A 24,290-nucleotide genomic window follows, 5' to 3' on the forward strand; every position below is an offset into this window, starting at 1 on the left:
GAGTACGGGGGCAAGAGGGCGAAGCAAAAATATCAGTCTTTCAGCGACCAGTTCAGGGTTTCACCCGCCAGGAAGGGGATCACGGATTCATTGCCGAGGGCGATCTCTTCCGGCTGGGTGGTTGGCACGCGCTGCAGTTCGATGAAGTCTTCGTTGAGCGGCAGGCCATAGAAGCGCGGGCCGTTGAGCGAACAGAAGGCTTCAAAGTGTTCCAACGCGCCGAGTTGTTCGAACACGGCGGCGTAAGCCGGGATGGCATTCGGCGCGTTGAAGCAACCGGCGCAGCCACAGCTGGACTCTTTACGGTGCTTGAGGTGCGGCGCGGAGTCGGTGCCAAGGAAGAAGCGGTCCGAGCCGCTGGCCACCGCCTGACGCAGCGCCTCCTGGTGGACATTGCGCTTGAGGATCGGCAAGCAGAACAGGTGAGGGCGAATGCCACCGACCAGCATGTGGTTGCGATTGAACATCAGGTGCTGCGGCGTGATGGTGGCGCCGAGGAAACGATTGCCTGCCTGCACATATTGCGCCGCTTCCTTGGTGGTGATGTGCTCGAAGACGATCTTCAGCTCAGGGAAATGCTGGCGAATCGGTTCCATCACCTGTTCGATAAAGCGCGCCTCGCGGTCGAAGATATCGACGGCGGGATCGGTCACTTCGCCGTGGATCAGCAAAGGCATGCCGATTTTTTGCATCTGTTCGAACAGCGGGTAAATACCGGTCACGTCGCTGACGCCGTGGCTGGAGTTGGTGGTGGCGTTGGCCGGATACAGCTTGGCGGCAGTAAACACCCCTTGCTCGAAGCCGTTGACCAGTTCACTGGCCGCCAGGGAGTTGGTCAGGTAGCAGGTCATCAGCGGAGTGAAGTTGTGCCCCTGCGGGACCGCCGCCAGAATGCGATCGCGGTAGGCGCGCGCGGCGGCCACGGTCGTTACGGGCGGAACCAGGTTCGGCATCACGATCGCCCGGCCAAATACCTGACTGGTATAGGGCACCACCGTTTTCAGCATTTCATCGTCACGCAGGTGGATATGCCAGTCGTCTGGGCGGCGGATTTTCAGAACTTGAGGTTGTGCGGTCATCTAGCTAGGCTCCGGCGGTCAAATACGTCTAATGAAAAGCGAATAATGGGTTTATTCACGCCGGGGTGTAAGGATAAGCGGAAAGTGCCGCAGATGCATCTGTTTGTTGGCGACAAGTTGAAATCAATAGCGCGGCGGGCGCATAGTAACCGGGATTTCAACGATGCCGACGCCAATACCGTCGACCTTCATCAAGTGGAAAGGGAGAAAGCAATGGAAGTACGCGTTATCGCCACCCTGCAAGCGAAAGCGGGATTTGAAACCGCCGTCAGCGAAGCGGTGCACGACATTATCGAGCCGAGCCGCCAGGAGTTGGGCAACCTGCAATATGACTTGCATCGCGATCTGGAAAAGCCGGGTGTTTTCGTGTTCTTTGAGCGTTGGGCCAGCAGCGAAGCGCTGGATAAGCATAATGAGACGGCGCATTTTCAGCAGTTCGTCAGCCGGCTTGACGGCAAGTTGGATGTTCTGGACATCAAAAAACTGAAGAAGATCGCCTGAGTATTTTACAGGCAAGAAAAAACCCGCCGGTGGCGGGTTTTTTTAGGGTTGCAGATTAACTTATTCGTTAACCGGCTGCGGTTTGGTGGCCGGCGCGGTCGCCTGGCTCACCGCCGAATGGCCGCCTGCGGAGCCTTTGCCTTCAAAGTTGAAGGAAGGGCGCTGCCAGTCGCTGTGCTTGCGTTCTTCCGGCACATAGGCTGGTGCCGGCGCTTTGGTCATCGGCGCAGTGGCGATGTGTTTGTACAGCACGTTCTGCACGGCTTTCACCGGCGCCGGCTGCTGAGCAACCACTGGCGCAGGGGCTGTTTCCACCGGAGCGGCTTCCACGGCTGCCGCCGCAGGTGCAGCTTCTACCACTGGCGTTTCTTCCTCTGGCGTGGCTTCTACCGGCGCAGTTTCGACCACAGGCTCGTCCTCCACCGATTTAGCTTCAACCACAGGCTCTGCAGCAACGGTTTCAACTACCGGCTCGGCTTCCACTGCCGGGGCAGTCTCTTCCACTTTCGGCTCTTCAACCGCGGCTTCCGCCGGCGCCGGGGTTTCCTCGGCCGGGATAGCAACGACAGGCGCTACGGCTGCAGCTTCTTCCGTGACGGTGACGGCGGCAGTTTCAACGGCGGCTTCTGGTGCCGGTTCGTTGACGCTGGCCGCGGCCTGGGTTTCTTCCACGGCAACGTTGTGTTGTTCAACCGCTGCGGCGACAACCGGTGCCTGCTCTACGGCTTCGGTCTGCACTTCGGCTTCTTCAACCTGAGCGACCGGGTAGCTTACCCAGACTTTGCCCGATGCCATTTCCGGCGAAGCGAAGGCACCCGCCAGCGGCATTGGAGATTGCAGCGGGTAACGCTCATCGCGGTAACGACGGCGGCGCTGGCCGCTGACGCGCAGGTGACGCGGTGAACGACGGGAACGGCGCGGCATGCCTTCGCCGTTGCCGCGGTTTTCACCCTGGGCATCGTCTTCCGGCTGTGCGGCAACGGTTTCCGGCAGCAGCTTGACGCTGTCGTCGGCGGTCGGCTGCACGTCTTCGGCTTTCGCTACCGGCGCTTTCGGCGCCAACAGCTCTTCCGCTGCACGCTGCAGCTCTTCTTCGGCAGACAGGATACGCACTTTCTGCGTCAGCGTGCGGCGCTGACGGCGCTGCATGTTCTGCTGCTGACGTTCTTCCTGCTCTTCGTCGGTGCTCTCGACCGCTTCAACGCTTTCCAGCGCTTTCACTTCCTGCTGAGCCTGACGTTTCTCTTCCTGACGGCGACGCTGGCGTTCAGCGCGCTGCTCACGGCGTTGCTGCTGATCTTCGCGCGGCGCTTTAGCGCTTTCTTCCGTTGCGGTTTCCTCCGCTACCGGCGCGTTCTGCTGCTGGTTGCGGCGGTTACGGCGCTGCTCATCGCGGGATTCACGCGATTCACGGCCTTCACGGTTTTCACGCGGTTCACGGTTGTCGCGCTCGCGATTGTCACGGCCTTCACCGCGCTCTTTACGCTCGCCGCGTTCCGGACGATCGCCACGCTCACCGCGCTCTTTACGGCCGGTGCCTTGGCGGCGCTGACCGCGACGATCCTGACGACGGTTTTCACCGTTGCCTTCCGCTTTCGGCGTTTCGGCCGGTTTGGCTTCTTCGACGGCAGGTTGTTCTTCACCGGCGAACAGGCTCTTCAGACCACCGAACAGGCGGCCCAGGAAGCCCGGCTTGGCGGCGACCGGCGCTGCGGCTTTCGCCTTGGCGGCTGCTGCGACAGGTTTGGCCACGGCGACAGGCTCTTCAGCCGGCGGCGGCGCATCGGCGGACAGCGAGAAGGAGGCCAGGGCCGGTTGCTCCGGACGCTTGCGTTCCATCGGCGCATCTTCCAGCGGGCGCTCCATGTCTTCTTCGTGCAGCTTCGGCAGCAGGTAGCTGAGGGTGGAAGTCTCTTCGCCCTTGCGCACGCGCAGCACAGAGTAGTGTGGAGTTTGCATCTGATCGTTCGGCACGATGACGGCTTTCACGCCGCCCTGGCGTTTTTCGATCGCGCTGACGGATTCGCGCTTTTCGTTCAGCAGGTACGAAGCGACCTGAACCGGCACGATAGCGTGAACTTCTTTGGTGTTTTCCTTCAGCGCTTCTTCTTCGATCAGGCGCAGAATGGACAGCGCCAGCGATTCGTTGTCGCGAATGGTGCCGGTGCCGTTACAGCGTGGGCACACGTGGTGGCTGGACTCGCCCAGCGACGGGCTGAGGCGCTGACGCGACATTTCCAGCAGGCCGAAGCGGGAGATGCGGCCGATTTGGATGCGCGCGCGGTCTTGGCGCACGGCGTCACGCAGGCGGTTTTCCACTTCGCGCTGGTGGCGTACCGGCGTCATGTCGATGAAGTCGATGACGATCAGGCCGCCGAGGTCGCGCAGGCGCAGCTGGCGAGCGATCTCGTCCGCCGCTTCCAGGTTGGTGTTGAACGCCGTTTCTTCGATGTCGCCGCCGCGGGTTGCGCGCGCGGAGTTGATGTCGATGGCGGTCAGCGCTTCGGTGCTGTCGATGACGATCGAGCCGCCGGACGGCAGGCGCACTTCGCGCTGGAAGGCGGATTCGATCTGCGATTCGATCTGGTAGTGGCTGAACAGGGGAATTTCACCGCTGTACAGTTTGATTTTGCTGCTGAAATCCGGGCGACCCAGCGCAGCGATGTGCTCTTTGGCCAGATCGAGAATTTTCGGGTTGTCGATCAGGATTTCGCCGATGTCCGGGCGCAGGTAGTCGCGGAAGGCGCGCACGATAACGTTGCTTTCCTGGTGGATCAGGAACGGCGCAGGGCGGCCTTCGGCGGCTTTTTTAATCGCTTCCCAGTGCTTCAGACGGAAGGACAGATCCCACTGCAGCGCGTCGGCAGATTTGCCTACGCCCGCGGTGCGAACGATCAGACCCATGCCGTCCGGCAGCTGCAGCGAAGAGAGCGCTTCTTTCAGCTCGGTGCGATCGTCACCCTCAATGCGGCGAGAAATACCGCCGGCGCGCGGGTTGTTCGGCATCAACACCAGATAGCTGCCCGCCAGGCTGATGAAGGTGGTCAAGGCGGCGCCTTTGTTGCCACGTTCTTCTTTGTCTACCTGAACAATGACTTCCTGGCCTTCGCGCAGCACATCTTTGATGTTCGGGCGACCATGGGAAGAGTAATTGCTAGGGAAGTATTCGCGGGCGATTTCTTTAAGGGGGAGGAAACCATGTCGTTCTGCGCCGTAATCCACGAACGCTGCTTCAAGACTTGGTTCAATGCGGGTGATTTTGCCTTTGTAAATATTCGCTTTTTTCTGCTCATGACCCGGACTTTCGATATCCAAATCATACAGCCGCTGTCCATCTACGAGGGCAACACGCAACTCTTCCTGCTGAGTTGCGTTAATCAACATTCTTTTCATCTTAACTTACTCGTTATTTTTACATTATCGACAAAGCTGCGGGCAAAATAACCTCATGGCCGGAGTTAAACCGAAAGCCCCGTGTCTTCTCGCAAAGTCGTCAACCTCACGGTTGTCGCCTGCATAGGGGCGCATTATCTCGGTAAGCCTGCTTTTCTTTGTGAAAGACAGCACTTTTACTAGGGGAATAGCCTCTGATTTACGTCGACAGATCTGATTCCATTTGCCGGCCAAGCTGCAACCCGCAGCCCGCTAATTGTTTGATTTCGCATTACGTCTTACGCCATTGCTGCGTTTTTGCGCGATCAGACAAATTTTATAATTCCACCGTTTTCCCTGTTTAACGAGAATCAACGCGGAAAGTGACTGCATTATTCCACTGCTGATGCCGTTATAGCAAGGTGACTTTTCCTTAACTGCGGAAGAAATCGCAAACGTTCAAATCGGCTTGCTGCCTTATTGTCCGCTGGGGTTTCGCCCGCCGTCAGAGAGACAGTTAAGCACAGAAAAAGATGTGGCGCTATTCACGCGCTCTATTTAGAATCCCGCACCATGAAAACGAACAATCCAGCAGTACAATTCATCACGATTTCCGACGACGAAGCCGGTCAGAGAATCGACAACTTTCTGCTCGCTCGCCTGAAAGGCGTGCCGAAGAGCATGATTTATCGCATCGTGCGCAAAGGTGAGGTGCGGGTTAATAAAGGGCGCATCAAGGTCGAATACAAATTGGCGGCCGGCGACGTGGTGCGCGTGCCGCCGGTGCGCGTGGCCGAGCGCGAAGAGGCGCCGGTGTCGGCCAAGCTGGATAAGGTGGCGGCGCTGGCCGACTGCATTCTGTATGAAGATGACCACCTGCTGATCCTCAACAAGCCTTCCGGCACCGCGGTGCACGGCGGCAGCGGCCTGAGCTTCGGCGTGATTGAAGGGCTGCGGGCGCTGCGCCCGGAAGCCCGCTTCCTCGAGCTGGTGCACCGTTTGGATCGCGATACCTCCGGCGTGCTGTTGGTGGCCAAGAAGCGTTCCGCGCTGCGTTCGCTGCATGAGCAACTGCGGCTGAAGGGCATGCAGAAGGATTATCTGGCGCTGGTGCGCGGCCAGTGGCAATCGCACTGCAAGGCCGTACAGGCGCCGCTGCTGAAAAATATTCTGCAAAGCGGCGAACGTATCGTGCGCGTCAACAGCGAAGGCAAGCCTTCGGAAACCCGCTTCAAGGTAGAAGAGCGTTACGAATTCGCCACCCTGGTGAAGGCCAGCCCGATCACCGGGCGTACTCACCAGATCCGCGTGCACACTCTGCATGCCGGGCACCCGATCGCCTTTGACGATCGTTATGGCGACCGCGAGTTCGATCGTCAACTGGCGGGCACCGGCCTGAAGCGGCTGTTCCTGCACGCTGCGGCGCTGCGCTTTGAGCATCCGGCCACCGGTGAAACGATGCGCATCGAAGCGCCGATGGACGAAGAACTGCGTCACTGCCTGCAGGTGCTGCGCCGGCAGGCGGCCAAGTAATCTGCGTCACACCAGCGGGTTGATGCCTTCAGCCCGCAACATGTCCAACAGCGCGATCAACGGCAGGCCGATCAGGGCGTTCGGATCCCGGCCTTCCAGCCTGTCGAACAGCGCGATCCCCAATCCCTCGCTCTTGAAACTGCCTGCGCAGTTCAGCGGTTGCTCCAGACGCACATAGGCGGCTATCTCCGCTTCGCTTAGCGCGCGAAAATGCACGTGAAACGGCTCGCACAAGGCTTGCAGCTGCTTGCTGCGGCCGTTGTACAGCGCCAGGCCGGTATAGAAAGTCACGGCCTGGCCGCTGGCCTGCCGCAGCTGCGCGCGGGCGTTTTCCTCGGTATGGGGCTTGCCGGTGATGTTGCCATCGATCACGCAGACCTGATCGGAGCCGATGATCAGATGCTCGGGATAGGCGAGGGCCAACGCCTGAGCCTTCGCCGCCGCCAGGCGCAGCACCAGCGCTTCGGCGCTTTCGCCGGGCAAGGGGGTTTCATCCACCTCCGGCGCGGCGCAGTCGAACGGCAGCTGCAGCTTCTCCAGCAGCATTTTTCGATAGGGGGAGGTGGAGGCTAAAAGCAATCTCTGCATAATTTTTTTCGCAAACCGTAGCGTAAATGGGTACGGCATTTTAAACTGTCGGCCGCTGTGGAAGCGAATATTGGTGAAAGGAGCCGTTTTACGGCCTTTTTCTTTGACTCTATGTCGTTACAAAGTTAATATGCGCGCCCTATGCAAAAGGTAAAATTACCCTTGACCATTGATGCGGTACGTACCGCTCAGAAACGCCTGGACTATGCTGGTGTCTATGCGCCTGAGCAGGTTACTCGTGTTGCCGACTCCGTGGTCAGTGTGGACAGTGATGTCGAAGTGTCGTTGTCGTTCAATATCGACAATCAACGCCTCGCGGTGATAACAGGGCATGCGGACGTCACGGTAACGTTGATGTGCCAACGCTGTGGAGTCCCGTTCGAACATCAGGTTCACACAACATATTGTTTTAGCCCGGTCGTCAATGATGAGCAGGCTGAGGCATTACCGGAAGCGTACGAACCGATCGAAGTTGACGAGTTTGGCGAAGTCGATCTGTTGGCAATGATTGAAGACGAAATTATTCTTTCACTGCCTGTCGTTCCGGTACATGAATCTGAACACTGTGAAGTGTCCGAAGCGGACATGGTATTTGGCCAACTGCCTCCTGAGGCGGAGAAACCGAATCCGTTTGCCGTATTAGCCAGTTTAAAGCGTAAGTAATTGAGGAGTAAGGTCCATGGCCGTACAACAGAATAAACCAACCCGTTCCAAGCGTGGCATGCGTCGTTCTCACGATGCTCTGACCACGACTACTCTGTCTGTAGACAAAGTATCCGGTGAAACTCACCGTCGTCACCACATCACTGCCGACGGTTTCTACCGCGGTCGCAAGGTTATCGGCTAAGTAGCGATACCTTGACTCGTCTAACCCTGGCGTTAGATGCAATGGGCGGGGACTTCGGTCCCTGCGTCACAGTGCCTGCTTCGTTGCAGGCACTGGCCTCTAATTTACAGCTTCATCTCCTGCTGGTCGGCAATCCCGACGTCATCTCTCCCTTGCTTGCCCACGCCGATCCGGTTCTTCTGGAGCGTCTGCAAGTCGTGCCCGCCGAGTCCGTGATCGCCGGCGACGCCAAACCTTCACAAGCGATACGCGCCAGCCGCGGTACGTCGATGCGCATTGCGCTCGAACAGCTCAGCAGCGGCAACGCGCAGGGGTGCGTCAGCGCCGGCAATACCGGTGCGCTGATGGGATTGGCGAAGCTGTTGGTCAAGCCGCTGGAAGGCATCGAGCGCCCGGCGCTGATGACGGCGATCCCGAACCAGCAACGCAGCAAAACCGTGGTGCTGGATCTGGGCGCCAACGTTGAGTGCGACAGCACCATGCTGGTGCAGTTTGCCGTGATGGGCGCGGTGATGGCGGAAGAGGTGATCGGCATTGCGCAACCGCGGGTGGCGCTGCTGAATATTGGCGAAGAAGAGACCAAAGGCCTGGATAATATCCGCGAAGCGGCCGCTGTGCTAAAAAATACTCCGGCAATCAACTATATTGGTTACCTGGAAGGAAACGAACTGCTCACCGGCAAGACCGACGTGTTGGTTTGTGATGGCTTCGTGGGCAACGTCACCCTGAAAACCATGGAAGGGGTGGTCAGGGTGTTCTTATCGCTGCTGAAATCGTCCGGCGACGGAAACAAGCGAGCGTGGTGGCTGAAATTGTTGGGCCGTTGGTTGCAAAAACGGGTGGTTAAGCGGTTCGGCCACCTGAACCCCGACCAGTATAATGGCGCATGTCTGTTAGGATTGCGCAGCACCGTAGTCAAGAGCCACGGCGCTGCGAACCCTCACGCGTTTGCAGTCGCAATCGAACAGGCTGTGCAGGCGGTGCAGCGGCAAGTCCCGGAAAGGATTGCTGCGCGCCTTGAGGCTGTATTACCTAAGAGTGACTGATCGTACATGTATACAAAGATTCTCGGTACGGGGAGTTATTTGCCCGTACAAGTGCGCACCAATGCTGATTTGGAAAAAATGGTGGATACCTCTGACGAGTGGATCGTCACGCGTACCGGTATCCGCGAACGTCGCATCGCCGCCGCGGATGAAACCGTTGCGACGATGAGCTTCCAGGCCGCTGAAAAAGCGCTGGAAATGGCAGGTGTGGCTAAAGAAGACATCGGGCTGATCGTGGTGGCGACCACCACGAATACGCACGCGTTCCCGAGCGCGGCGTGCCTGGTGCAAGACATGCTGGGTATCAAAGACTGCGCGGCGTTCGATCTGGCTGCGGCCTGCGCCGGCTTTACTTACGCGCTCAGCGTGGCCGATCAGTACGTGAAAAACGGCGCGGTCAAACATGCGTTGGTGATCGGCGCAGATCTGTTGTCACGCACGCTGGATCCTGAAGATCGCGGCACCATCATCCTGTTTGGTGATGGCGCAGGGGCGGTGGTGCTGGGGGCTTCTGAAGAGCCGGGCATTCTGTCTACCCATCTGCATGCCGACGGCAGCTACGGCAACCTGCTGACGCTGCCATATAAGGATCGCCAGAATCAAGACAAGCCGGCCTATGTCACCATGGCGGGCAACGAAGTCTTCAAGGTTGCGGTCACCGAGCTGGCGCGCATCGTCGACGAGACGCTGCAGGCCAACAACATGGACCGCAGCGAGCTGGATTGGCTGGTGCCGCACCAGGCCAATCTGCGCATCATCAGCGCAACGGCGAAAAAACTGGGCATGGGGATGGACAAAGTGGTGGTGACGCTCGATCGTCACGGCAACACCTCTGCCGCCTCGGTGCCTTCCGCACTGGACGAAGCCGTGCGCGACGGGCGAATTCAGCGTGGTCAACTGGTGCTGTTGGAAGCCTTCGGCGGCGGCTTTACCTGGGGCTCGGCGCTGGTTCGTTTCTGATTTGGACAGGAAGAAAAAATGACGCAATTTGCTTTTGTTTTCCCGGGCCAGGGGTCGCAGACCGTTGGCATGCTGGCCGAGTTGGCCGCACAGTTCCCGATCGTCGAAGAAACCTTCGGCGAGGCCTCTTCCGCGCTGGGTTACGATCTGTGGCAGCTGGTGCAGCAAGGCCCGGCGGAAGAGCTGAATAAGACCTGGCAGACCCAACCGGCTCTGCTGGCGGCTTCCGTGGCGATTTTCCGCGTGTGGCAGCAGCAGGGCGGTAAAGCGCCTGCATTGATGGCGGGCCACAGCCTGGGCGAGTACTCGGCGCTGGTCTGCGCCGGCGTGCTGGACTTCAAGGCGGCGATCCGCCTGGTCGAGCTGCGCGGCAAGCTGATGCAGGAAGCGGTGCCGGAAGGCACCGGCGCTATGTACGCCATCATCGGCCTTGACAACGACGCGATCGCCAAGGCGTGCGAAGAGTCCGCGCAGGGACAGGTGGTTTCTCCGGTCAACTTCAACTCGCCGGGCCAGGTGGTTATCGCCGGCAATAAAGAAGCGGTTGAACGTGCAGGCGCCGCCTGTAAAGCGGCGGGCGCCAAACGTGCGCTGCCGCTGCCGGTAAGCGTGCCTTCGCACTGCGCGCTGATGAAACCGGCCGCCGACAAGCTGGCCGTGGCGCTGCAGGACATCACCTTCAACGAGCCTCAGGTGCCGGTGGTGAACAACGTCGACGTACGCACCGAAAACGATCCTGAAGCGATCCGCAGCGCGCTGGTGCGTCAGCTTTACAGCCCGGTGCGTTGGACCGAGAGCGTAGAATTTATCGCAGCACAGGGAGTGACGTCGCTGCTGGAAGTGGGGCCGGGCAAAGTGCTGACAGGTCTGACTAAACGTATTGTTGACACCCTGACGGCTGCGGCGGTGAACGACACCGCCAGCCTGTCGGCGGCGCTTGAACAATAAAGAGGAAAATGATGAGCTTCGAAGGTAAAATCGTTCTGGTCACCGGCGCGAGCCGCGGTATTGGCCGAGCCATTGCAGAAACGTTTGTAGCACGCGGCGCCAAAGTGATCGGCACCGCGACCAGCGAGAGCGGCGCTGAAGCGATCAGCGGCTACCTGGGCGCAAACGGCAAAGGGTTTATGTTGAACGTTGTTGATGCGCAATCTATCGACAGCGTGCTGGCATCGATTCGCGCTGAATTTGGCGAAATCGACATTTTAGTGAATAATGCCGGCATCACGCGTGATAACCTGCTGATGCGTATGAAGGATGATGAGTGGGAGGATATCCTCGACACCAACCTGACTTCCGTATTCCGCCTGTCAAAAGCGGTAATGCGCGCTATGATGAAAAAGCGGTTTGGCCGTATCATCACCATCGGTTCCGTTGTCGGTACCATGGGGAACGCAGGGCAGGCGAACTACGCGGCGGCTAAAGCCGGTCTGATTGGTTTTAGCAAATCTTTGGCACGTGAAGTTGCTTCTCGTGGCATTACGGTCAACGTCGTGGCACCTGGCTTTATTGAGACGGACATGACACGGGCGTTGACAGATGATCAACGCGCAGGCATTTTGTCATCAGTTCCAGCCAACCGGCTGGGCGATGCTAAAGAAATCGCCAGCGCTGTTGCATTTTTGGCCTCTGATGAGGCCGGCTATATCACCGGTGAAACGTTACATGTCAATGGCGGCATGTACATGATTTAAAAAATGTGAAAACCATTTGCGTTATTTGAGGCAAAAACCGCAAAATAGCGTAAAATCGTGGTTTGACCAGCCGGGATTTAGTTGCATCTTTTTCAGCATTTTATACACTACGAAAACCATCGCGAAAGCGAGTTTTGATAGGAAATTTAAGAGTATGAGCACTATCGAAGAACGCGTTAAGAAAATCATTGTTGAGCAACTGGGTGTTAAACAGGAAGAAGTTTTGAACAACGCTTCTTTCGTTGAAGATCTGGGCGCTGATTCTCTTGACACCGTTGAGCTGGTAATGGCACTGGAAGAAGAATTCGACACCGAGATTCCAGACGAAGAAGCTGAGAAGATCACTACTGTTCAGGCAGCTATTGATTTCATCAACGCTAGCCAGCAGTAAGAGAACATATCTAGGCGGTCGTTCGACCGCCTAAGTTTTTTCTATCCCTAGTGTCATATTTTTCCCTCCCTGGAGGACAAACGTGTCTAAGCGTCGAGTAGTTGTGACCGGACTGGGCATGTTGTCTCCTGTCGGCAATACGGTAGAGTCCACGTGGAACGCTCTTCTTGCCGGTCAGAGTGGCATCAGCCTGATCGACCATTTCGATACCACTGCCTATGCGACCAAGTTTGCTGGCCTGGTAAAGAATTTTAATTCTGAGGATTTCATCTCTCGCAAAGATGCGCGCAAGATGGACGCCTTTATCCAGTACGGTATCGCTGCCGGCATGCAAGCCATGCAGGATGCAGGTCTGGACATCACCGAGGCTAACGCCACCCGCATTGGAGCCGCGATCGGTTCCGGCATCGGCGGCCTGGGTTTGATTGAAGAAAACCACAGTTCACTGGTTAACGGTGGCCCACGGAAAATCAGTCCGTTCTTCGTGCCATCCACCATCGTGAATATGATTGCAGGCCACCTGACAATCATGTACGGCATGCGTGGCCCAAGCATTTCCATCGCCACCGCCTGTACTTCAGGTGTGCACAATATCGGCCATGCGGCGCGTATCATTGCCTACAATGATGCGGACGTGATGCTGGCCGGTGGGGCAGAGAAAGCCAGCACCCCATTGGGCGTCGGCGGCTTTGGCGCAGCGCGCGCCCTGTCCACCCGTAATGACAATCCGCAGGCGGCGAGCCGTCCGTGGGATAAAGACCGCGACGGCTTCGTGCTGGGCGACGGCGCCGGCATGATGGTGCTGGAAGAGTACGAACATGCGAAAAAACGCGGCGCGAAAATCTACGCCGAAGTGGTTGGTTTTGGGATGAGCAGCGATGCTTATCACATGACGTCGCCACCGGAAAACGGCGCAGGCGCTGCGCTGGCGATGGAAAATGCCCTGCTTGACGCCGGTGTGACCCCGTCACAAATCGGTTATATCAACGCACACGGCACCTCTACGCCGGCGGGCGACCAGGCGGAAGCGCAGGCGGTGAAATCCGTGTTCGGCGCCGATGCAGAGCGCGTGCTGGTGAGCTCGACCAAATCGATGACCGGCCACCTGTTGGGCGCGGCGGGCGCGATCGAGTCCATCTTCACCGTGCTGGCGCTGCGCGATCAGGCGGTACCGCCAACCATCAACCTGGATAACCCGGATGAAGGTTGCGATCTGGACTTCGTGCCTCACGAAGCGCGCCAGGTCAGCGATATGGAGTACACCCTGTGTAACTCCTTCGGCTTCGGCGGCACCAACGGCTCGCTGATCTTCCGCCGAGTGTAACTCGCGCTGTCGAACGCTGATGAAAGCCCGGTTTTTTAACCGGGCTTTTTTACGCCTGGCGTCCGGCCGTCAGCAGGGCTGCGTATTGCCTCGCCGCCTGCTATTCTGCGAGCGTAATGAAATAACCCGGCAACAGGAGGAAGCATGTACTGGATTAACGGACAACGCCACGACGCGCTGGCGCCGAGCGATCGCGGCCTGCAGTTCGGCGATGGCTGTTTTACGACTGCCCGGGTTATCGACGGTAAAATCGAGCTTTTGCCCTGGCATCTGGAGCGGCTGCAGCAAGCGGCGCAGAGGCTGATGCTGCCCGCCACCGATTGGGCGGCTTTCGAGCGCGAGATGGCGCTGGCGGCCGAATCAATTCCGCTCGGCGTGGTCAAAGCGATACTGACGCGCGGCAGCGGTGGGCGGGGTTACAGCCCGACCGGGTGCGAGAGCCCGACGCGCATTGTTGCCCGCAGCAGCTACCCTGCGCACTATTTGCAGTGGCGCGAGCAGGGCATTACGCTTGCGCTCAGCCCGGTGGCGCTGGCGCGCAATCCGCTGCTGGCGGGGTTGAAGCATTTGAACCGCCTGGAGCAGGTGCTGATCCGCGCGCATCTTGACCAGACGGGCGCCGACGAGGCGCTGGTGCTTGACACTGCCGGTATGCTGGTGGAATGCTGTGCGGCTAATTTGTTCTGGCGTAAGGGAAAAGCGGTATTTACCCCGGATCTGAGCCAGGCAGGCGTCGCGGGCCTGATGCGGCGGCGAGTGATCGCGCTGCTGGCGGGCTCGGAATACCGTCTGCACTGCGTCAGTGAACCGCTGGAGACGCTGGCCGATGCCGACGAAGTTCTGGTGAGCAATGCACTGATGCCGTTGCTGCCGGTAAACGCTGCACAATCATGGCGTTATGCTTCGCGCCAGCTGTATGATTTTTTGCGTCCACACTGTTAACCATGGCTGATTGATGAAGAAAAGAAAGCTGAAGGTCCTGTCTGTTATTGTTGTTCTGGCATTGGCGCTGCTGTTTTGGGGCTACCAGAAGATCGAACGCTTTGCCGATACGCCGCTTGCCATCCAGCAAGAGACCATCTTCAAACTGCCTGCCGGCACCGGCCGGGTAGCGCTCGAAGGGTTGCTGGTGCGCGATAAACTGGTGCGCAACGGCCGCTGGTTCCAGTGGCTGCTGAAACTGGAGCCGGAGCTGGCGGAGTTCAAGGCCGGTACCTACCGTTTCACGCCGGGCATGACGGTGCGCCAGATGCTGAAGCTGTTGGCCAGCGGCAAAGAGGCGCAGTTCACCGCGCGCTTTATCGAAGGCTCACGCCTGCGTGACTGGCAGCAGGTGTTGCAGCAGTCCAAATACCTGAAACACACCCTGGCGGGCAAGAGCGAAGCGGAGATCGCCGCTACGCTCGGCATTCCTGCGGGAGAAACCCCGGAAGGGCATTTGTACCCGGATACCTATCAGTATACCGCCGGCATGAGCGACATCGCGTTGCTCAAACGCGCGCACGTGCGCATGAACAAAGCGCTGCAGGCCGCCTGGGCCGGCCGCGACACCAGCCTGCCGTACAAAACGCCGGAGGAGCTGCTGACCATGGCTTCGATCGTCGAGAAAGAGACCGCGGTCCCGGAAGAGCGCAGCAAGGTGGCGTCGGTGTTCGTCAACCGCTTGCGCATCGGCATGCGTCTGCAGACCGATCCGACGGTGATCTACGGCATGGGCGAAAGCTATAATGGCAACATCACGCGCAAGGATCTGGAGACGCCGACGCCTTATAACACCTATGTGATCGCCGGCCTGCCTCCAACGCCGATCGCCATGCCGGGTGAGGCCTCGCTGCAGGCGGCCGCCAATCCGGCCAAAACGCCTTATCTCTATTTTGTCGCCGACGGCAAGGGTGGGCATACCTTCACCACCAATCTGGCGAGCCATAACCAGGCGGTGCGCGTGTACCGTCAGGCGTTAAAGGAAAAGAATGAAAAGTAAATTCGTTGTTATCGAAGGGCTGGAAGGCGCGGGTAAAACCACCGCGCGCGATACGGTGGTCAATGTACTGCGTGAACACGGCGTCAGCGATATCGTCTTCACCCGTGAACCCGGCGGCACGCCGCTGGCGGAGAAACTGCGCGATCTGTTCAAGCGCGGCATCGACGGCGAATTGCCGACCATCAAGGCCGAAGTATTGATGCTGTACGCCGCGCGCGTGCAGCTGGTGGAAACCGTGATTAAACCGGCTCTGGCGCGCGGCGCCTGGGTGGTGGGCGATCGCCACGATCTCTCTTCACAGGCTTACCAGGGCGGCGGCCGTGGCGTGGATCCACAGCTGATGGCCTCGCTACGCGACACCGTACTGGGCGATTTCCGCCCGGACCTGACGGTTTATCTCGATCTGCCGCCGCTGGTCGGCCTGCAACGCGCACAGGCGCGCGGCCAGCTGGATCGCATTGAACAGGAGGCGCTGCCGTTCTTCGAACGCACCCGCGCGCGCTATCTCGAGCTGGCGGCGCAGGATGAAACCATCGTCACCGTTGACGCTGCCCAGCCGCTGGAGCAGGTGACGGCGGCGATCCGCGACTGCGTCGGCCACTGGCTGCGGCAGCAGGAAGGCGCATAATGAACTGGTATCCGTGGCTGAATGGCCCTTATCGCCAGCTGATTGGGCAGTACGCCGAGGGCCGCGGCCATCATGCGCTGCTGCTGCACGCGGCGGCGGGCAACGGTGACGACGCGCTGGCCTACGGCCTGAGCCGTTGGTTGATCTGTCAGCAGCGCAACGGCGAAAAAAGCTGCGGCGAGTGTCACAGCTGTCGGCTGATGCTGGCGGGCAACCACCCGGATTATCACGTGCTGGCGCCGGAAAAGGGCAAGAGCAGCCTGGGCATCGAACCGATCCGCCAGGTGATTGAAACGCTGTATGCCCACGCGCAGCAGGGCGGCGCCAAGGTGATTTGGCTGCCGCAGGCGGAACAGCTGACCGAGGCGGCGGCCAACGCGCTGCTTAAAACGCTGGAAGAGCCGCCGGAGAAAACCTATTTCCTGCTGGGTTGCCGTGAGCCGTCGCGGCTGATGGCGACGCTGCGCAGCCGCTGCCTGTACTGGCATTTGGCCAGCCCGGATGAACAACTCAGCCTGCAGTGGCTGAGCCGGCAGGCGGCCGGCTCTCAGACGGACCGCCTCACGGCGCTGCGCCTGCACGACGGCGCGCCGCTGGCCGCCGAACAGCTGTTGCAGCCGCAGCAGTGGCAGCAGCGCAGCGCGCTGTGCGCCGCGTTGAGCGCCGCGCTGCCGCAGCGCGATATGCTGTCGATGTTGCCGGTGCTGAACCATGAAGACGTCGCTGAGCGCCTGCACTGGCTGTGCGCGCTGCTGGTGGACGCCATGAAGTGGCAGCAAGGCGCGCATCACTATGTATTGAATCAGGATCAGCAACCGCTGGTGCATCAGCTGGCCAGCCTGTTGAGCAGCGCCTCGCTGCAACAGATCGTGCAACAGTGGCTGAGCTGCCGCCATCAGTTGCTCAGCGTGGTGGGCGTCAACCGCGAGCTGCTGCTGACCGAACAGTTACTTCGCTGGGAACAGATGCTTGGCGCCGCCGGCTATTCCCACCCTCACTCGCTGTAAAGTTAAAGAGTTAAAAATTATGTTGTTAGTCGATTCTCATTGCCACCTTGACGGCCTGGATTATCAAACGCTGCACCAGAATGTGGACGATGCACTGGCCAAGGCCAAAGCTCGCGACGTCGGCTATGTGCTGGCGGTCGCCACCACGCTGCCGGGCTACCGCTCCATGACCGAATTGATCGGCCAGCGCGACGATGTGGCCTTCTCCTGCGGGGTGCATCCGCTCAACCTGGAAGAAGGCTATGATTACGCCGAGCTGCGCCGCCTGGCGGCGGCGGAGCAGGTGGTGGCGCTGGGGGAGACCGGGCTCGATTACTTCTACCAGAAGGATAACCTTGAGCTGCAGCAGGACTCTTTCCGCGAGCATATCCGCATCGGCCGGGATCTGAACAAGCCGGTGATCGTCCACACCCGCGACGCGCGCGCGGACACGCTGGCGATCCTGCGTGAAGAGAATGCACAGGACTGCGGCGGCGTGCTGCACTGCTTCACCGAAGATCTGGCCACGGCCGAAGCCTTGCTGGATCTGGGCTTCTACATCTCTTTCTCGGGCATCGTCACCTTCCGCAATGCCGAACAGCTGCGCGAAGTGGCACGTTACGTGCCGCTGGATCGCATTCTGGTGGAAACCGACTCGCCTTACCTGGCACCGGTGCCGCATCGCGGCAAAGAAAACCAACCCGCCTATGTGCGCGATGTGGCTGAATACATGGCGGTATTGAAGGGCGTTAGCCTGGAACAGCTGGCCGAAGCCACCACCGCCAACTTTTCACGCTTATTTCACCTCGATCTGTGATCTTTGACCTAGGCTATAGCTGTAGGTCATTGTCTGCGTAATTTTTTTTAAGCTCGTAATTAATCACTGAAACGGGTAAGGTTCCCTCCCGTTTCAAGGTGGTTGGTGCACGTTTTTTGTTCTCTTTTGCCAAAAAAACGCCGGTTTATGCAAAGTTGCCGCGGCTCGATCATCGAAACGTGATTGTCATCAAACATTGCGCAGGCTATTTATTTTACTCTGCGTAATAAATTCAAGGGGTGCTCAGACACCCTGAATTGCAGGGGTTTTTCTCCCCCCCTTGCAGCGCGACGTATCGCGACAAGAAGTAGCAAAGCATTATTACTCAGGAGCACACTCAACTATGTTCAAGAACGCATTTGCAAACCTGCAAAAAGTAGGTAAATCGCTCATGCTGCCGGTGTCCGTGTTGCCTATCGCAGGTATCCTGCTGGGCGTCGGCTCCGCCAACTTTAGCTGGCTACCTGCGGTAGTCTCCCACGTGATGGCGGAAGCGGGCGGTTCGGTCTTCGCCAACATGCCGCTGATTTTCGCCATCGGCGTCGCCTTGGGCTTCACCAACAACGACGGCGTTTCCGCGCTGGCGGCGGTAGTGGCCTACGGCATCATGGTGAAAACCATGGCGGTGGTTGCGCCGCTGGTGCTGCACCTGCCGGCTGAAGAGATTGCGGCCAAACACCTGGCGGATACCGGTGTGCTCGGGGGGATTATCTCCGGCGCCATCGCGGCCTATATGTTCAACCGCTTCTTCCGCATTCAACTGCCGGAATACCTGGGCTTCTTTGCCGGTAAGCGTTTCGTGCCGATCATTTCCGGTCTGGCGGCGATCGTTCTGGGCGTAGTGCTGTCCTTCATCTGGCCGCCGATCGGTACGGCTATCCAGACCTTCTCGCAGTGGGCGGCTTACCAGAACCCGGTTGTAGCCTTCGGTATTTACGGCGTGGTTGAGCGTGCTCTGGTGCCGTTCGGTCTGCACCACATCTGGAACGTACCGTTCCAGATGCAAATTGGTGAATTCACCAACGCGGCGGGCCAGGTGTTCCATGGCGACATCCCTCGTTACATGGCGGGTGACCCAACCGCGGGCAAACTGTCCGGCGGCTTCCTGTTCAAAATGTACGGTCTGCCTGCTGCGGCCATCGCCATCTGGCACTCGGCCAAGCCGGAAAACCGCGCGAAAGTCGGCGGCATCATGATCTCCGCCGCGCTGACCTCGTTCCTGACCGGTATCACCGAGCCGATCGAGTTCTCCTTCATGTTCGTCGCGCCGATCCTGTACGTGATCCACGCTATCCTGGCCGGCCTGGCGTTCCCAATCTGCATCCTGTTGGGCATGCGTGACGGTACCAGCTTCTCACACGGCCTGATCGACTTTATCGTACTGAGCGGCAACAGCAGCAAAATCTGGCTGTTCCCAATCGTCGGTATCGTCTACGGTCTGGTGTACTACACCATCTTCCGCGTGCTGATCGCCAAGCTGGATCTGAAAACGCCGGGCCGTGAAGACACCGCTGCCGAGCAGTCTGCGCAGGGCGGTTCCGAAATGTCCGCGGCGCTGGTTCAGGCCTTCGGCGGCAAAGAAAACATCACTAACCTGGATGCTTGCATCACCCGTCTGCGCGTCAGCGTGGCCGACGTGTCCAAAGTTGACCAGGCGGGCCTGAAGAAACTGGGCGCAGCCGGCGTAGTCGTCGCTGGCTCCGGCGTGCAGGCCATCTTCGGCACCAAGTCCGACAACCTGAAAACCGATATGGACGAATACATCCGTAATCACTGATTCAGGCAGGGGAGTTGCAAAGGGAGGCGAAAGCCTCCCTTTTTTATTGCCTGCCGTCAGGCGCCAAGGCGCTGTTCGAGCTCGGCGAGAGAAGGGAGGAACCAGACCTGTTCGCCGCGATTGGCTTCACGCACAAAATCTTGCAGCGCGTTGCTTTGTGCCAGCCAGGGAGTGATATCGCCCAGCAGCGTCACACGCAGGCGGTAGTTGATGAATTTCTGCAATACGGTGCCGGCCACGCCGCTCCTCAGTTGGAAGAAGGCGGCGTCGAGGCGGCTGATGGGGAGGGCAATCATCCCGGCCTCGTGTTCAAAGGCGGGCGCGATAAACAGGCTGACGTCATTTTCATCTTTCAGCATCGGCCCGGCTTCGGCGAATACCACCAGGCGCAGATCGTAGACTTGCTGCACGGCGTAGCTCATCGGCGCTCCGGGGCTCAGGGTTTGGCGTGCTGCTGCAGGTAGTGCTCGAACACCGCCAGCGTTTCGTCCGAGATATGGTGTTCAATCCCTTCGCTGTCCAGCTCGGCGGTTTCGTTCGGCACCCCGAGGCACATCAGCAGATCGACCACGATGCGGTGACGGCGGCGCACCTTCTGCGCCAGCTGTTCGCCTTCCTCGGTTAAAAACACCCCGCGATAAGGGCGCGACTCCACCAGCCCGGCGCTTTTGAGCCGCGCGATATTTTTGATCGCCGTCGGGTGAGACACGCCGAAGCGGCGCGCGATATCGGTGGTTCTGGCTTCGCGGGTGCTTTGCAGCAAATCGGCGATCAGCTCAACGTAATCTTCGATCAGCGCATTGGACTGCGCTTCGCGGGCGCGGCTAAAACGCAGGGCGTGCTCGGCCTCGTCCGGCATATCGGTCAGGGCGGGGCGTTCGGCGTTATCTGGCGCGCGGGTAACCATAGCGTGGGGCGTCCTGTAAGCATAAAAATGGCGTCTCCCGGCAATGCGGGGAGGGTTGCCCTAAGTTAGTCCAAATAGCACACATTATCAATTCGATGCCATGCATTGTGGTAGTTAGAAATATCTCTACACAAAGCCAATGAATTTCGCCTGTTGCATAAAGTGTAGCCGATGCTACATTGTCAGCATGACCGGTGGGAAAATAACCAGCAAAAGATTAAGGGTACTTCATGCGAGACGCGGCAACCCCCTCATCGTTAACCGAACGAACCAACATCGCGATTGGCGCCGCCCTTGCCGGACGCAAGCGCGGCGCCTTCACGCCGTTGCTGTTCGCCGGCCCGGCGGTGATTGCCTCTATCGCCTATATGGATCCCGGTAATTTCGCCACCAACATTCAGGCCGGGGCGAAGTACGGTTACAGCCTGCTATGGGTGGTGGTGATGGCCAACCTGATCGCCATGCTGTTTCAGGCGCTGTCGGCCAAACTGGGCATCGTCACCAACCGCAATCTGGCGGAGATGTGCCGCGACCAGTTCTCACGGCCGGTGGTGATCGGCATGTGGCTGCTCAGCGAAGTGGCGGCGATGGCCACCGATCTGGCGGAGTTTCTCGGCGGGGCGATCGCGCTGGCGCTGCTGTTCCACATGCCGCTGCTGGCGGGGATGGGGGTGACGGCGGTGATCACTTATGCGCTGTTGATGGTGGAAAAGAAAGGTTTCCGCCCGGTCGAGCTGATGATTGGCTGCCTGGTGGGCATCATCGCGCTGTGCTACCTGGTGGAGATGTTCATCGTGCCGGTGGACTGGCAGGCGGCCGGCCTCGGCATGGTGACGCCGCAGTTGCCGGATGCCCAGGCGCTGACCATCGCCGTCGGCATTATCGGCGCCACCGTGATGCCGCACGCCATTTTCCTGCACTCGGGATTGACTCAGCACCGCAGCCCCGCCAGCGACAACGGCGAGCGGCGCAAGCTGCTGCGTTTTTCCAATATTGAAGTGGTGATCGCGCTGGCGCTTGCCGGGCTGGTGAATATTGCGATGGTGATCATGGCCTCGAGCGCCTTCCACGCCGGTAACAGCGACGTGGCCGAAATCGGCACTGCCTACCATACGCTGACGCCACTGTTCGGCGCGGCGGCGGCCGGCATCTTCCTGGCTTCGCTGATCGCCTCCGGCATTTCCAGCTCGGTGGTGGGCACCATGGCCGGGCAGATGATCATGCAGGGCTTTGTCGGCTTCCGCATCCCGGTGTGGGTGCGCCGCCTGGTGACCATGGTGCCGGCGTTTATCGTGGTGGCGATGGGCGTCAACGCCACCGACGCGTTGGTCTACAGCCAGGTGGTGCTGAGCCTGGCGCTGCCGGCGCCGATGATCGCGCTGGTGATGTTCACCCGCCGCCGCGACATCATGGGCGAGTTCGCCAACGGCCGCTGGACCAGCCTGGCGGCGGTGGTCGGCACGGTGGTGATCGTGCTGCTCAACGTGGTGTTGCTGCTGCAGACTTTTGGCGTCGATATCCCTGGATTGGGGTGATCTTGCGGGCCGCGCGGGGCGCGGCCGCGTCGCTAAATTATAAATTCCCCACGCCGCCGTCCATTTGCAGCTCGGCACCAACCATAAAGGCCGACTCGTCCGCCGCCAGAAACACCGCCGCTTTGGCCAGCTCCAGCGCGCTGCCCATGCGGCCGATCGGCACCAGCGCGCGGATATCGTCGCGCAAGGCCCGCTCGTCCGCTTCCGCCAACCCCAGTTTACCCAATGCCGGGGTTTCGGTCGGTCCGGGGCTGAGGCTGTTGACGCGAATGCCGCGCGTGTGCAGCTCGCCGGAGAGCGTTCTGGCCAGCGATAACAAACCGGCTTTGCTGGCGGCGTAGGCGCTGCTCTGCGGCAGGCCGATATGGGCGCTGACCGAACCGCACAGGATCACCGAAGAAGGGTTGGCCAGCAGCGGCAGCAGCGCCTGGATCAGAAAGAACGGCCCCTTCAGGTTGATGTCCATCAGCCGCTGATAGCTTTGCTCATCCCACTCCTGCAGCGGGCGGTGCGTGACGTCGCCGGCGTTGATGTACAGCACGTCCAGCCGCGGCCACCGCTGCTCCAACTGCTGCGCCAGCGCGCGCTGCTGTGGGATGTCGCCGGCGTCGCTCAGCAGCAACAGCGCCTTGTCCGCCAATGCCTGGCCCGCCGCGTCCAGGGCGCGTTGGCTGCGGCCGGTGATCGCAACCAAAGCGCCCTCGGCGATGAACTGGCGGGCGGTTTCCAGCCCGATGCCGCTGGTGCCGCCGGTAATCAATGCGTATTTGCCTTGCAGTCGTGACATAACCGATTCCTCTTTAGCGTCTGTTGCGGCATTATTTGCGCTATAGTTCCTTTTGCATAGTAGGCACCTTTTGGATACTAAAGGACGAGGAGGGATGAAATGACGGCGCAAGCGCCCTTAGCGGCGGAAAATAATTTGGCGGCGTTGCCGACGGCGGGCGAACCCTGTCCGATGGTGGACTTTGTCAATCTGGTGTCGGGTAAATGGGCGATACCGATCTTGTACCGGCTGATCATGATCGACAGCCCGGTGCGATTCAGCGAGCTGCAGCGGGCGGTGGCGCCCATTGCGCAGAAAGAGCTGACGCGCCAGCTGCGGCTGTTCGAACAGCGCGGCCTGGTGACGCGGCAGGTGTTTCCCGAAGTGCCGCCGCGGGTAGAGTATCAGGTCACCGCGCTGGGCAAATCGCTGCGGCCAACGCTGGACTCGCTGGCCGAGTGGATGCGTCGGCATGCGCCGCAGCTGATCGGCGACTAGTCGCCGATGCCCGGCGGGTTGATGGTGGAACGCTCGACCTTTTCGTCGCCTTCGCCCCAGCGTTCCAGCACCTGCGCATATTCGCCGCTGACGATCGCGCCATTGATCGCGGCGTTGACGGCGTTCACCAGCCCGTTGCCTTTTTTGGTGGTGACCGCGACATAGGCCACGCTGGGGCCGATGCCGACCATTTTGGTTTTGCCGGTCAGCGCCGCCTTGTAGGCACCGGTGGAGTGGGGGCCGAAGAACGCATCGGCGCGCCCGGACTGAATGCTCAGGTTGGTGGCGGCGTCGTCGGTCACGTAGATCGGCTGTACCGGTGGCAGCCCGGCGGCGCGATTCTGCTTATCCCATCCCAGCAGAATGTTTTCCTGATTGGTGCCGGATCCGACGATGATCCGCAGACCGGCGACGTCCTGCGGCCGGTTGATCGCGGTGATGTGGCTGGTGGATTTGACGTAAAAGCCCAGCGTGTCCACTCGGTAAGTGGCGAAGTCGAATTTGGTTTTACGCTGTTTGGTGACGGCGATGTTGAAGATTGCCGCATCGTATTTGCCCGTGCTGATGCCCAGCGGCCAATCTTCCCAGGAGGTGGGCACCAGATTCAGCTCCAGTCCGAGGCTATCGGCCACCAGGCGGGCGATGTCCGGATCGCTGCCGATCAGCGTTTTATTGTCTTCGGCGAACAGCGCCAGCGGCGGGGAGTTCTCGAATGCCACCGCTACCGTCAGCTTGCCTGGCACCGCGAAGTGAAAGTTCGCCGGGATCAGCGCGATAGCGGCGGGATTCTTCTCTGCGTGTATCGGCTGTCGGTTAGCCTGCAGGTCGATACCGCCCGTCGTGGCCGCCTGCACGGCGGCGCTCAGCAACAGCGCGCACAGCGCCGAAATTCTCGGTAACATAACGCTCTCTATCCTTTGTTAATCATGGAGTTACTATTGGCGGCGGCGCGGGGCAAGTAAAGCAACAATAGTGAATAACCAAAGTGAAAAGATGCACAAGCGGGGGGCCGGGCTGCGCGAATCTGCAGCACTCGACGTGGAAAGTGCGCAATCAGGTT

The 24,290-nt window shown here is 59.6% G+C and carries 25 protein-coding genes; 18 read left to right on the plus strand and 7 right to left on the minus strand.

Annotated features, from left to right (window positions below; genetic code table 11):
- Window positions 1-32: 32 nt before the first annotated feature.
- Entirely contained in the window at window positions 33-1,079 is a 1,047-nt protein-coding gene (gene pyrC / locus ACJ8QF_RS05260; protein ID WP_004927803.1) for a dihydroorotase, read from the minus strand.
- Between the two features lie 213 nt (window positions 1,080-1,292).
- On the opposite strand from pyrC, the gene ACJ8QF_RS05265 reads away from it, so the two are divergent.
- On the plus strand, window positions 1,293-1,580 hold the full coding sequence (locus ACJ8QF_RS05265; protein WP_049189148.1) for a putative quinol monooxygenase: 288 nt from the start codon (window positions 1,293-1,295) through the stop codon (window positions 1,578-1,580).
- Window positions 1,581-1,640: 60 nt separating this feature from the next.
- On the opposite strand, the gene rne is transcribed toward ACJ8QF_RS05265, so the two are convergent.
- A complete protein-coding gene (gene rne, locus ACJ8QF_RS05270) occupies window positions 1,641-4,973 on the minus strand; it encodes a ribonuclease E (protein ID WP_075201142.1) in 3,333 nt (1,110 codons plus the stop codon).
- 552 nt (window positions 4,974-5,525) lie between these two features.
- Between rne and rluC the strand changes: the two genes are divergently transcribed.
- Window positions 5,526-6,485: a 23S rRNA pseudouridine(955/2504/2580) synthase RluC gene (gene rluC / locus ACJ8QF_RS05275; RefSeq protein ID WP_004927787.1), complete on the plus strand. Its 960-nt coding sequence runs from the start codon at window positions 5,526-5,528 to the stop codon at window positions 6,483-6,485.
- Window positions 6,486-6,491: 6 nt separating this feature from the next.
- Here the strand turns inward: rluC and ACJ8QF_RS05280 are convergent, their stop codons facing one another.
- Window positions 6,492-7,073 (minus strand): Maf family protein, encoded by a 582-nt coding sequence (locus tag ACJ8QF_RS05280; RefSeq protein ID WP_004927784.1) that lies wholly within the window; start codon window positions 7,071-7,073, stop codon window positions 6,492-6,494.
- Between the two features lie 141 nt (window positions 7,074-7,214).
- On the opposite strand from ACJ8QF_RS05280, the gene yceD reads away from it, so the two are divergent.
- The 14 genes from yceD (at window position 7,215) to ptsG (ending at window position 19,524) form a co-directional block, all read left to right on the plus strand.
- Window positions 7,215-7,736, plus strand: a complete 522-nt coding sequence (yceD, locus tag ACJ8QF_RS05285) for a 23S rRNA accumulation protein YceD (RefSeq protein WP_004927780.1) — start codon at window positions 7,215-7,217, stop codon at window positions 7,734-7,736.
- A 16-nt stretch (window positions 7,737-7,752) separates the two neighbouring features.
- Entirely contained in the window at window positions 7,753-7,920 is a 168-nt protein-coding gene (gene rpmF / locus ACJ8QF_RS05290) for a 50S ribosomal protein L32 (RefSeq protein WP_004927778.1), read from the plus strand.
- A gap of 11 nt (window positions 7,921-7,931) precedes the next feature.
- Window positions 7,932-8,966, plus strand: a complete 1,035-nt coding sequence (gene plsX, locus ACJ8QF_RS05295; protein WP_004928717.1) for a phosphate acyltransferase PlsX — start codon at window positions 7,932-7,934, stop codon at window positions 8,964-8,966.
- 6 nt (window positions 8,967-8,972) lie between these two features.
- Complete coding sequence (locus ACJ8QF_RS05300; protein WP_004928723.1) at window positions 8,973-9,926, plus strand: beta-ketoacyl-ACP synthase III; 954 nt, start codon at window positions 8,973-8,975, stop codon at window positions 9,924-9,926.
- 18 nt (window positions 9,927-9,944) lie between these two features.
- Window positions 9,945-10,874 carry an ACP S-malonyltransferase gene (gene fabD / locus ACJ8QF_RS05305; protein ID WP_004928725.1) on the plus strand — a complete coding sequence of 310 codons (930 nt, stop codon included), beginning with the start codon at window positions 9,945-9,947 and terminating at the stop codon, window positions 10,872-10,874.
- A gap of 11 nt (window positions 10,875-10,885) precedes the next feature.
- Window positions 10,886-11,620, plus strand: coding sequence for a 3-oxoacyl-ACP reductase FabG (gene fabG, locus ACJ8QF_RS05310; RefSeq protein WP_004928729.1), 735 nt, complete (start codon window positions 10,886-10,888; stop codon window positions 11,618-11,620).
- Between the two features lie 154 nt (window positions 11,621-11,774).
- Window positions 11,775-12,011 (plus strand): acyl carrier protein, encoded by a 237-nt coding sequence (acpP, locus tag ACJ8QF_RS05315; RefSeq protein ID WP_004719003.1) that lies wholly within the window; start codon window positions 11,775-11,777, stop codon window positions 12,009-12,011.
- Between the two features lie 82 nt (window positions 12,012-12,093).
- The gene (gene fabF / locus ACJ8QF_RS05320) at window positions 12,094-13,335 is read left to right on the plus strand and encodes a beta-ketoacyl-ACP synthase II (protein WP_004928734.1); all 1,242 of its coding nucleotides are present in this window, start codon (window positions 12,094-12,096) and stop codon (window positions 13,333-13,335) included.
- A gap of 144 nt (window positions 13,336-13,479) precedes the next feature.
- Window positions 13,480-14,277, plus strand: coding sequence for an aminodeoxychorismate lyase (gene pabC, locus ACJ8QF_RS05325; protein ID WP_325962008.1), 798 nt, complete (start codon window positions 13,480-13,482; stop codon window positions 14,275-14,277).
- Between the two features lie 13 nt (window positions 14,278-14,290).
- Window positions 14,291-15,316 (plus strand): endolytic transglycosylase MltG, encoded by a 1,026-nt coding sequence (mltG, locus tag ACJ8QF_RS05330; protein ID WP_049189145.1) that lies wholly within the window; start codon window positions 14,291-14,293, stop codon window positions 15,314-15,316.
- Entirely contained in the window at window positions 15,306-15,944 is a 639-nt protein-coding gene (tmk, locus tag ACJ8QF_RS05335; protein ID WP_004928744.1) for a dTMP kinase, read from the plus strand. Before mltG ends, tmk begins: the two co-directional genes overlap by 11 nt.
- Window positions 15,944-16,951, plus strand: coding sequence for a DNA polymerase III subunit delta' (holB, locus tag ACJ8QF_RS05340; protein ID WP_164095223.1), 1,008 nt, complete (start codon window positions 15,944-15,946; stop codon window positions 16,949-16,951). Before tmk ends, holB begins: the two co-directional genes overlap by 1 nt.
- Window positions 16,952-16,970: 19 nt before the next feature.
- Window positions 16,971-17,747, plus strand: coding sequence for a metal-dependent hydrolase (locus ACJ8QF_RS05345; protein WP_063919200.1), 777 nt, complete (start codon window positions 16,971-16,973; stop codon window positions 17,745-17,747).
- Between the two features lie 343 nt (window positions 17,748-18,090).
- Window positions 18,091-19,524, plus strand: a complete 1,434-nt coding sequence (ptsG, locus tag ACJ8QF_RS05350) for a PTS glucose transporter subunit IIBC (protein ID WP_015377458.1) — start codon at window positions 18,091-18,093, stop codon at window positions 19,522-19,524.
- Between the two features lie 56 nt (window positions 19,525-19,580).
- Here the strand turns inward: ptsG and ACJ8QF_RS05355 are convergent, their stop codons facing one another.
- Entirely contained in the window at window positions 19,581-19,946 is a 366-nt protein-coding gene (locus ACJ8QF_RS05355) for a DUF4180 domain-containing protein (RefSeq protein WP_442537334.1), read from the minus strand.
- A 14-nt stretch (window positions 19,947-19,960) separates the two neighbouring features.
- Complete coding sequence (mntR, locus tag ACJ8QF_RS05360; protein WP_442537335.1) at window positions 19,961-20,431, minus strand: manganese-binding transcriptional regulator MntR; 471 nt, start codon at window positions 20,429-20,431, stop codon at window positions 19,961-19,963.
- A gap of 230 nt (window positions 20,432-20,661) precedes the next feature.
- On the opposite strand from mntR, the gene ACJ8QF_RS05365 reads away from it, so the two are divergent.
- On the plus strand, window positions 20,662-21,966 hold the full coding sequence (locus ACJ8QF_RS05365) for an Nramp family divalent metal transporter (protein ID WP_442537336.1): 1,305 nt from the start codon (window positions 20,662-20,664) through the stop codon (window positions 21,964-21,966).
- Window positions 21,967-22,003: 37 nt separating this feature from the next.
- Here the strand turns inward: ACJ8QF_RS05365 and ACJ8QF_RS05370 are convergent, their stop codons facing one another.
- The gene (locus ACJ8QF_RS05370) at window positions 22,004-22,753 is read right to left on the minus strand and encodes an SDR family oxidoreductase (RefSeq protein WP_442537337.1); all 750 of its coding nucleotides are present in this window, start codon (window positions 22,751-22,753) and stop codon (window positions 22,004-22,006) included.
- A gap of 99 nt (window positions 22,754-22,852) precedes the next feature.
- Between ACJ8QF_RS05370 and ACJ8QF_RS05375 the strand changes: the two genes are divergently transcribed.
- Entirely contained in the window at window positions 22,853-23,230 is a 378-nt protein-coding gene (locus ACJ8QF_RS05375) for a winged helix-turn-helix transcriptional regulator (protein ID WP_442537338.1), read from the plus strand.
- Here the strand turns inward: ACJ8QF_RS05375 and ACJ8QF_RS05380 are convergent.
- Window positions 23,227-24,132, minus strand: a complete 906-nt coding sequence (locus ACJ8QF_RS05380) for a transporter substrate-binding domain-containing protein (RefSeq protein ID WP_160125366.1) — start codon at window positions 24,130-24,132, stop codon at window positions 23,227-23,229. The genes ACJ8QF_RS05375 and ACJ8QF_RS05380 overlap by 4 nt on opposite strands.
- Window positions 24,133-24,290: the final 158 nt, after the last annotated feature.

The sequence above is a fragment of the Serratia sp. CY81684 genome, assembly GCF_052166595.1.
Taxonomy (GTDB): Bacteria; Pseudomonadota; Gammaproteobacteria; order Enterobacterales; family Enterobacteriaceae; genus Serratia; species Serratia nematodiphila.

What these genes read in the sequence shown, in the direction of transcription:
- ACJ8QF_RS05355 (WP_442537334.1), bottom strand. Translation starts at nt 19,946, where the DNA reads ATGAGCTACGCCGTGCAGCAAGTCTACGATCTGCGCCTGGTGGTATTC.
- yceD (WP_004927780.1), top strand. Translation starts at nt 7,215, where the DNA reads ATGCAAAAGGTAAAATTACCCTTGACCATTGATGCGGTACGTACCGCT.
- ACJ8QF_RS05365 (WP_442537336.1), top strand. Translation starts at nt 20,662, where the DNA reads ATGCGAGACGCGGCAACCCCCTCATCGTTAACCGAACGAACCAACATC.
- ACJ8QF_RS05280 (WP_004927784.1), bottom strand. Translation starts at nt 7,073, where the DNA reads ATGCAGAGATTGCTTTTAGCCTCCACCTCCCCCTATCGAAAAATGCTG.
- ACJ8QF_RS05300 (WP_004928723.1), top strand. Translation starts at nt 8,973, where the DNA reads ATGTATACAAAGATTCTCGGTACGGGGAGTTATTTGCCCGTACAAGTG.
- pyrC (WP_004927803.1), bottom strand. Translation starts at nt 1,079, where the DNA reads ATGACCGCACAACCTCAAGTTCTGAAAATCCGCCGCCCAGACGACTGG.
- ACJ8QF_RS05370 (WP_442537337.1), bottom strand. Translation starts at nt 22,753, where the DNA reads ATGTCACGACTGCAAGGCAAATACGCATTGATTACCGGCGGCACCAGC.
- holB (WP_164095223.1), top strand. Translation starts at nt 15,944, where the DNA reads ATGAACTGGTATCCGTGGCTGAATGGCCCTTATCGCCAGCTGATTGGG.
- fabD (WP_004928725.1), top strand. Translation starts at nt 9,945, where the DNA reads ATGACGCAATTTGCTTTTGTTTTCCCGGGCCAGGGGTCGCAGACCGTT.
- mltG (WP_049189145.1), top strand. Translation starts at nt 14,291, where the DNA reads ATGAAGAAAAGAAAGCTGAAGGTCCTGTCTGTTATTGTTGTTCTGGCA.
- rpmF (WP_004927778.1), top strand. Translation starts at nt 7,753, where the DNA reads ATGGCCGTACAACAGAATAAACCAACCCGTTCCAAGCGTGGCATGCGT.
- rluC (WP_004927787.1), top strand. Translation starts at nt 5,526, where the DNA reads ATGAAAACGAACAATCCAGCAGTACAATTCATCACGATTTCCGACGAC.
- rne (WP_075201142.1), bottom strand. Translation starts at nt 4,973, where the DNA reads ATGAAAAGAATGTTGATTAACGCAACTCAGCAGGAAGAGTTGCGTGTT.
- ACJ8QF_RS05265 (WP_049189148.1), top strand. Translation starts at nt 1,293, where the DNA reads ATGGAAGTACGCGTTATCGCCACCCTGCAAGCGAAAGCGGGATTTGAA.
- pabC (WP_325962008.1), top strand. Translation starts at nt 13,480, where the DNA reads ATGTACTGGATTAACGGACAACGCCACGACGCGCTGGCGCCGAGCGAT.
- ACJ8QF_RS05375 (WP_442537338.1), top strand. Translation starts at nt 22,853, where the DNA reads ATGACGGCGCAAGCGCCCTTAGCGGCGGAAAATAATTTGGCGGCGTTG.
- fabG (WP_004928729.1), top strand. Translation starts at nt 10,886, where the DNA reads ATGAGCTTCGAAGGTAAAATCGTTCTGGTCACCGGCGCGAGCCGCGGT.
- ACJ8QF_RS05345 (WP_063919200.1), top strand. Translation starts at nt 16,971, where the DNA reads ATGTTGTTAGTCGATTCTCATTGCCACCTTGACGGCCTGGATTATCAA.
- tmk (WP_004928744.1), top strand. Translation starts at nt 15,306, where the DNA reads ATGAAAAGTAAATTCGTTGTTATCGAAGGGCTGGAAGGCGCGGGTAAA.
- mntR (WP_442537335.1), bottom strand. Translation starts at nt 20,431, where the DNA reads ATGGTTACCCGCGCGCCAGATAACGCCGAACGCCCCGCCCTGACCGAT.
- acpP (WP_004719003.1), top strand. Translation starts at nt 11,775, where the DNA reads ATGAGCACTATCGAAGAACGCGTTAAGAAAATCATTGTTGAGCAACTG.
- ACJ8QF_RS05380 (WP_160125366.1), bottom strand. Translation starts at nt 24,132, where the DNA reads ATGTTACCGAGAATTTCGGCGCTGTGCGCGCTGTTGCTGAGCGCCGCC.
- ptsG (WP_015377458.1), top strand. Translation starts at nt 18,091, where the DNA reads ATGTTCAAGAACGCATTTGCAAACCTGCAAAAAGTAGGTAAATCGCTC.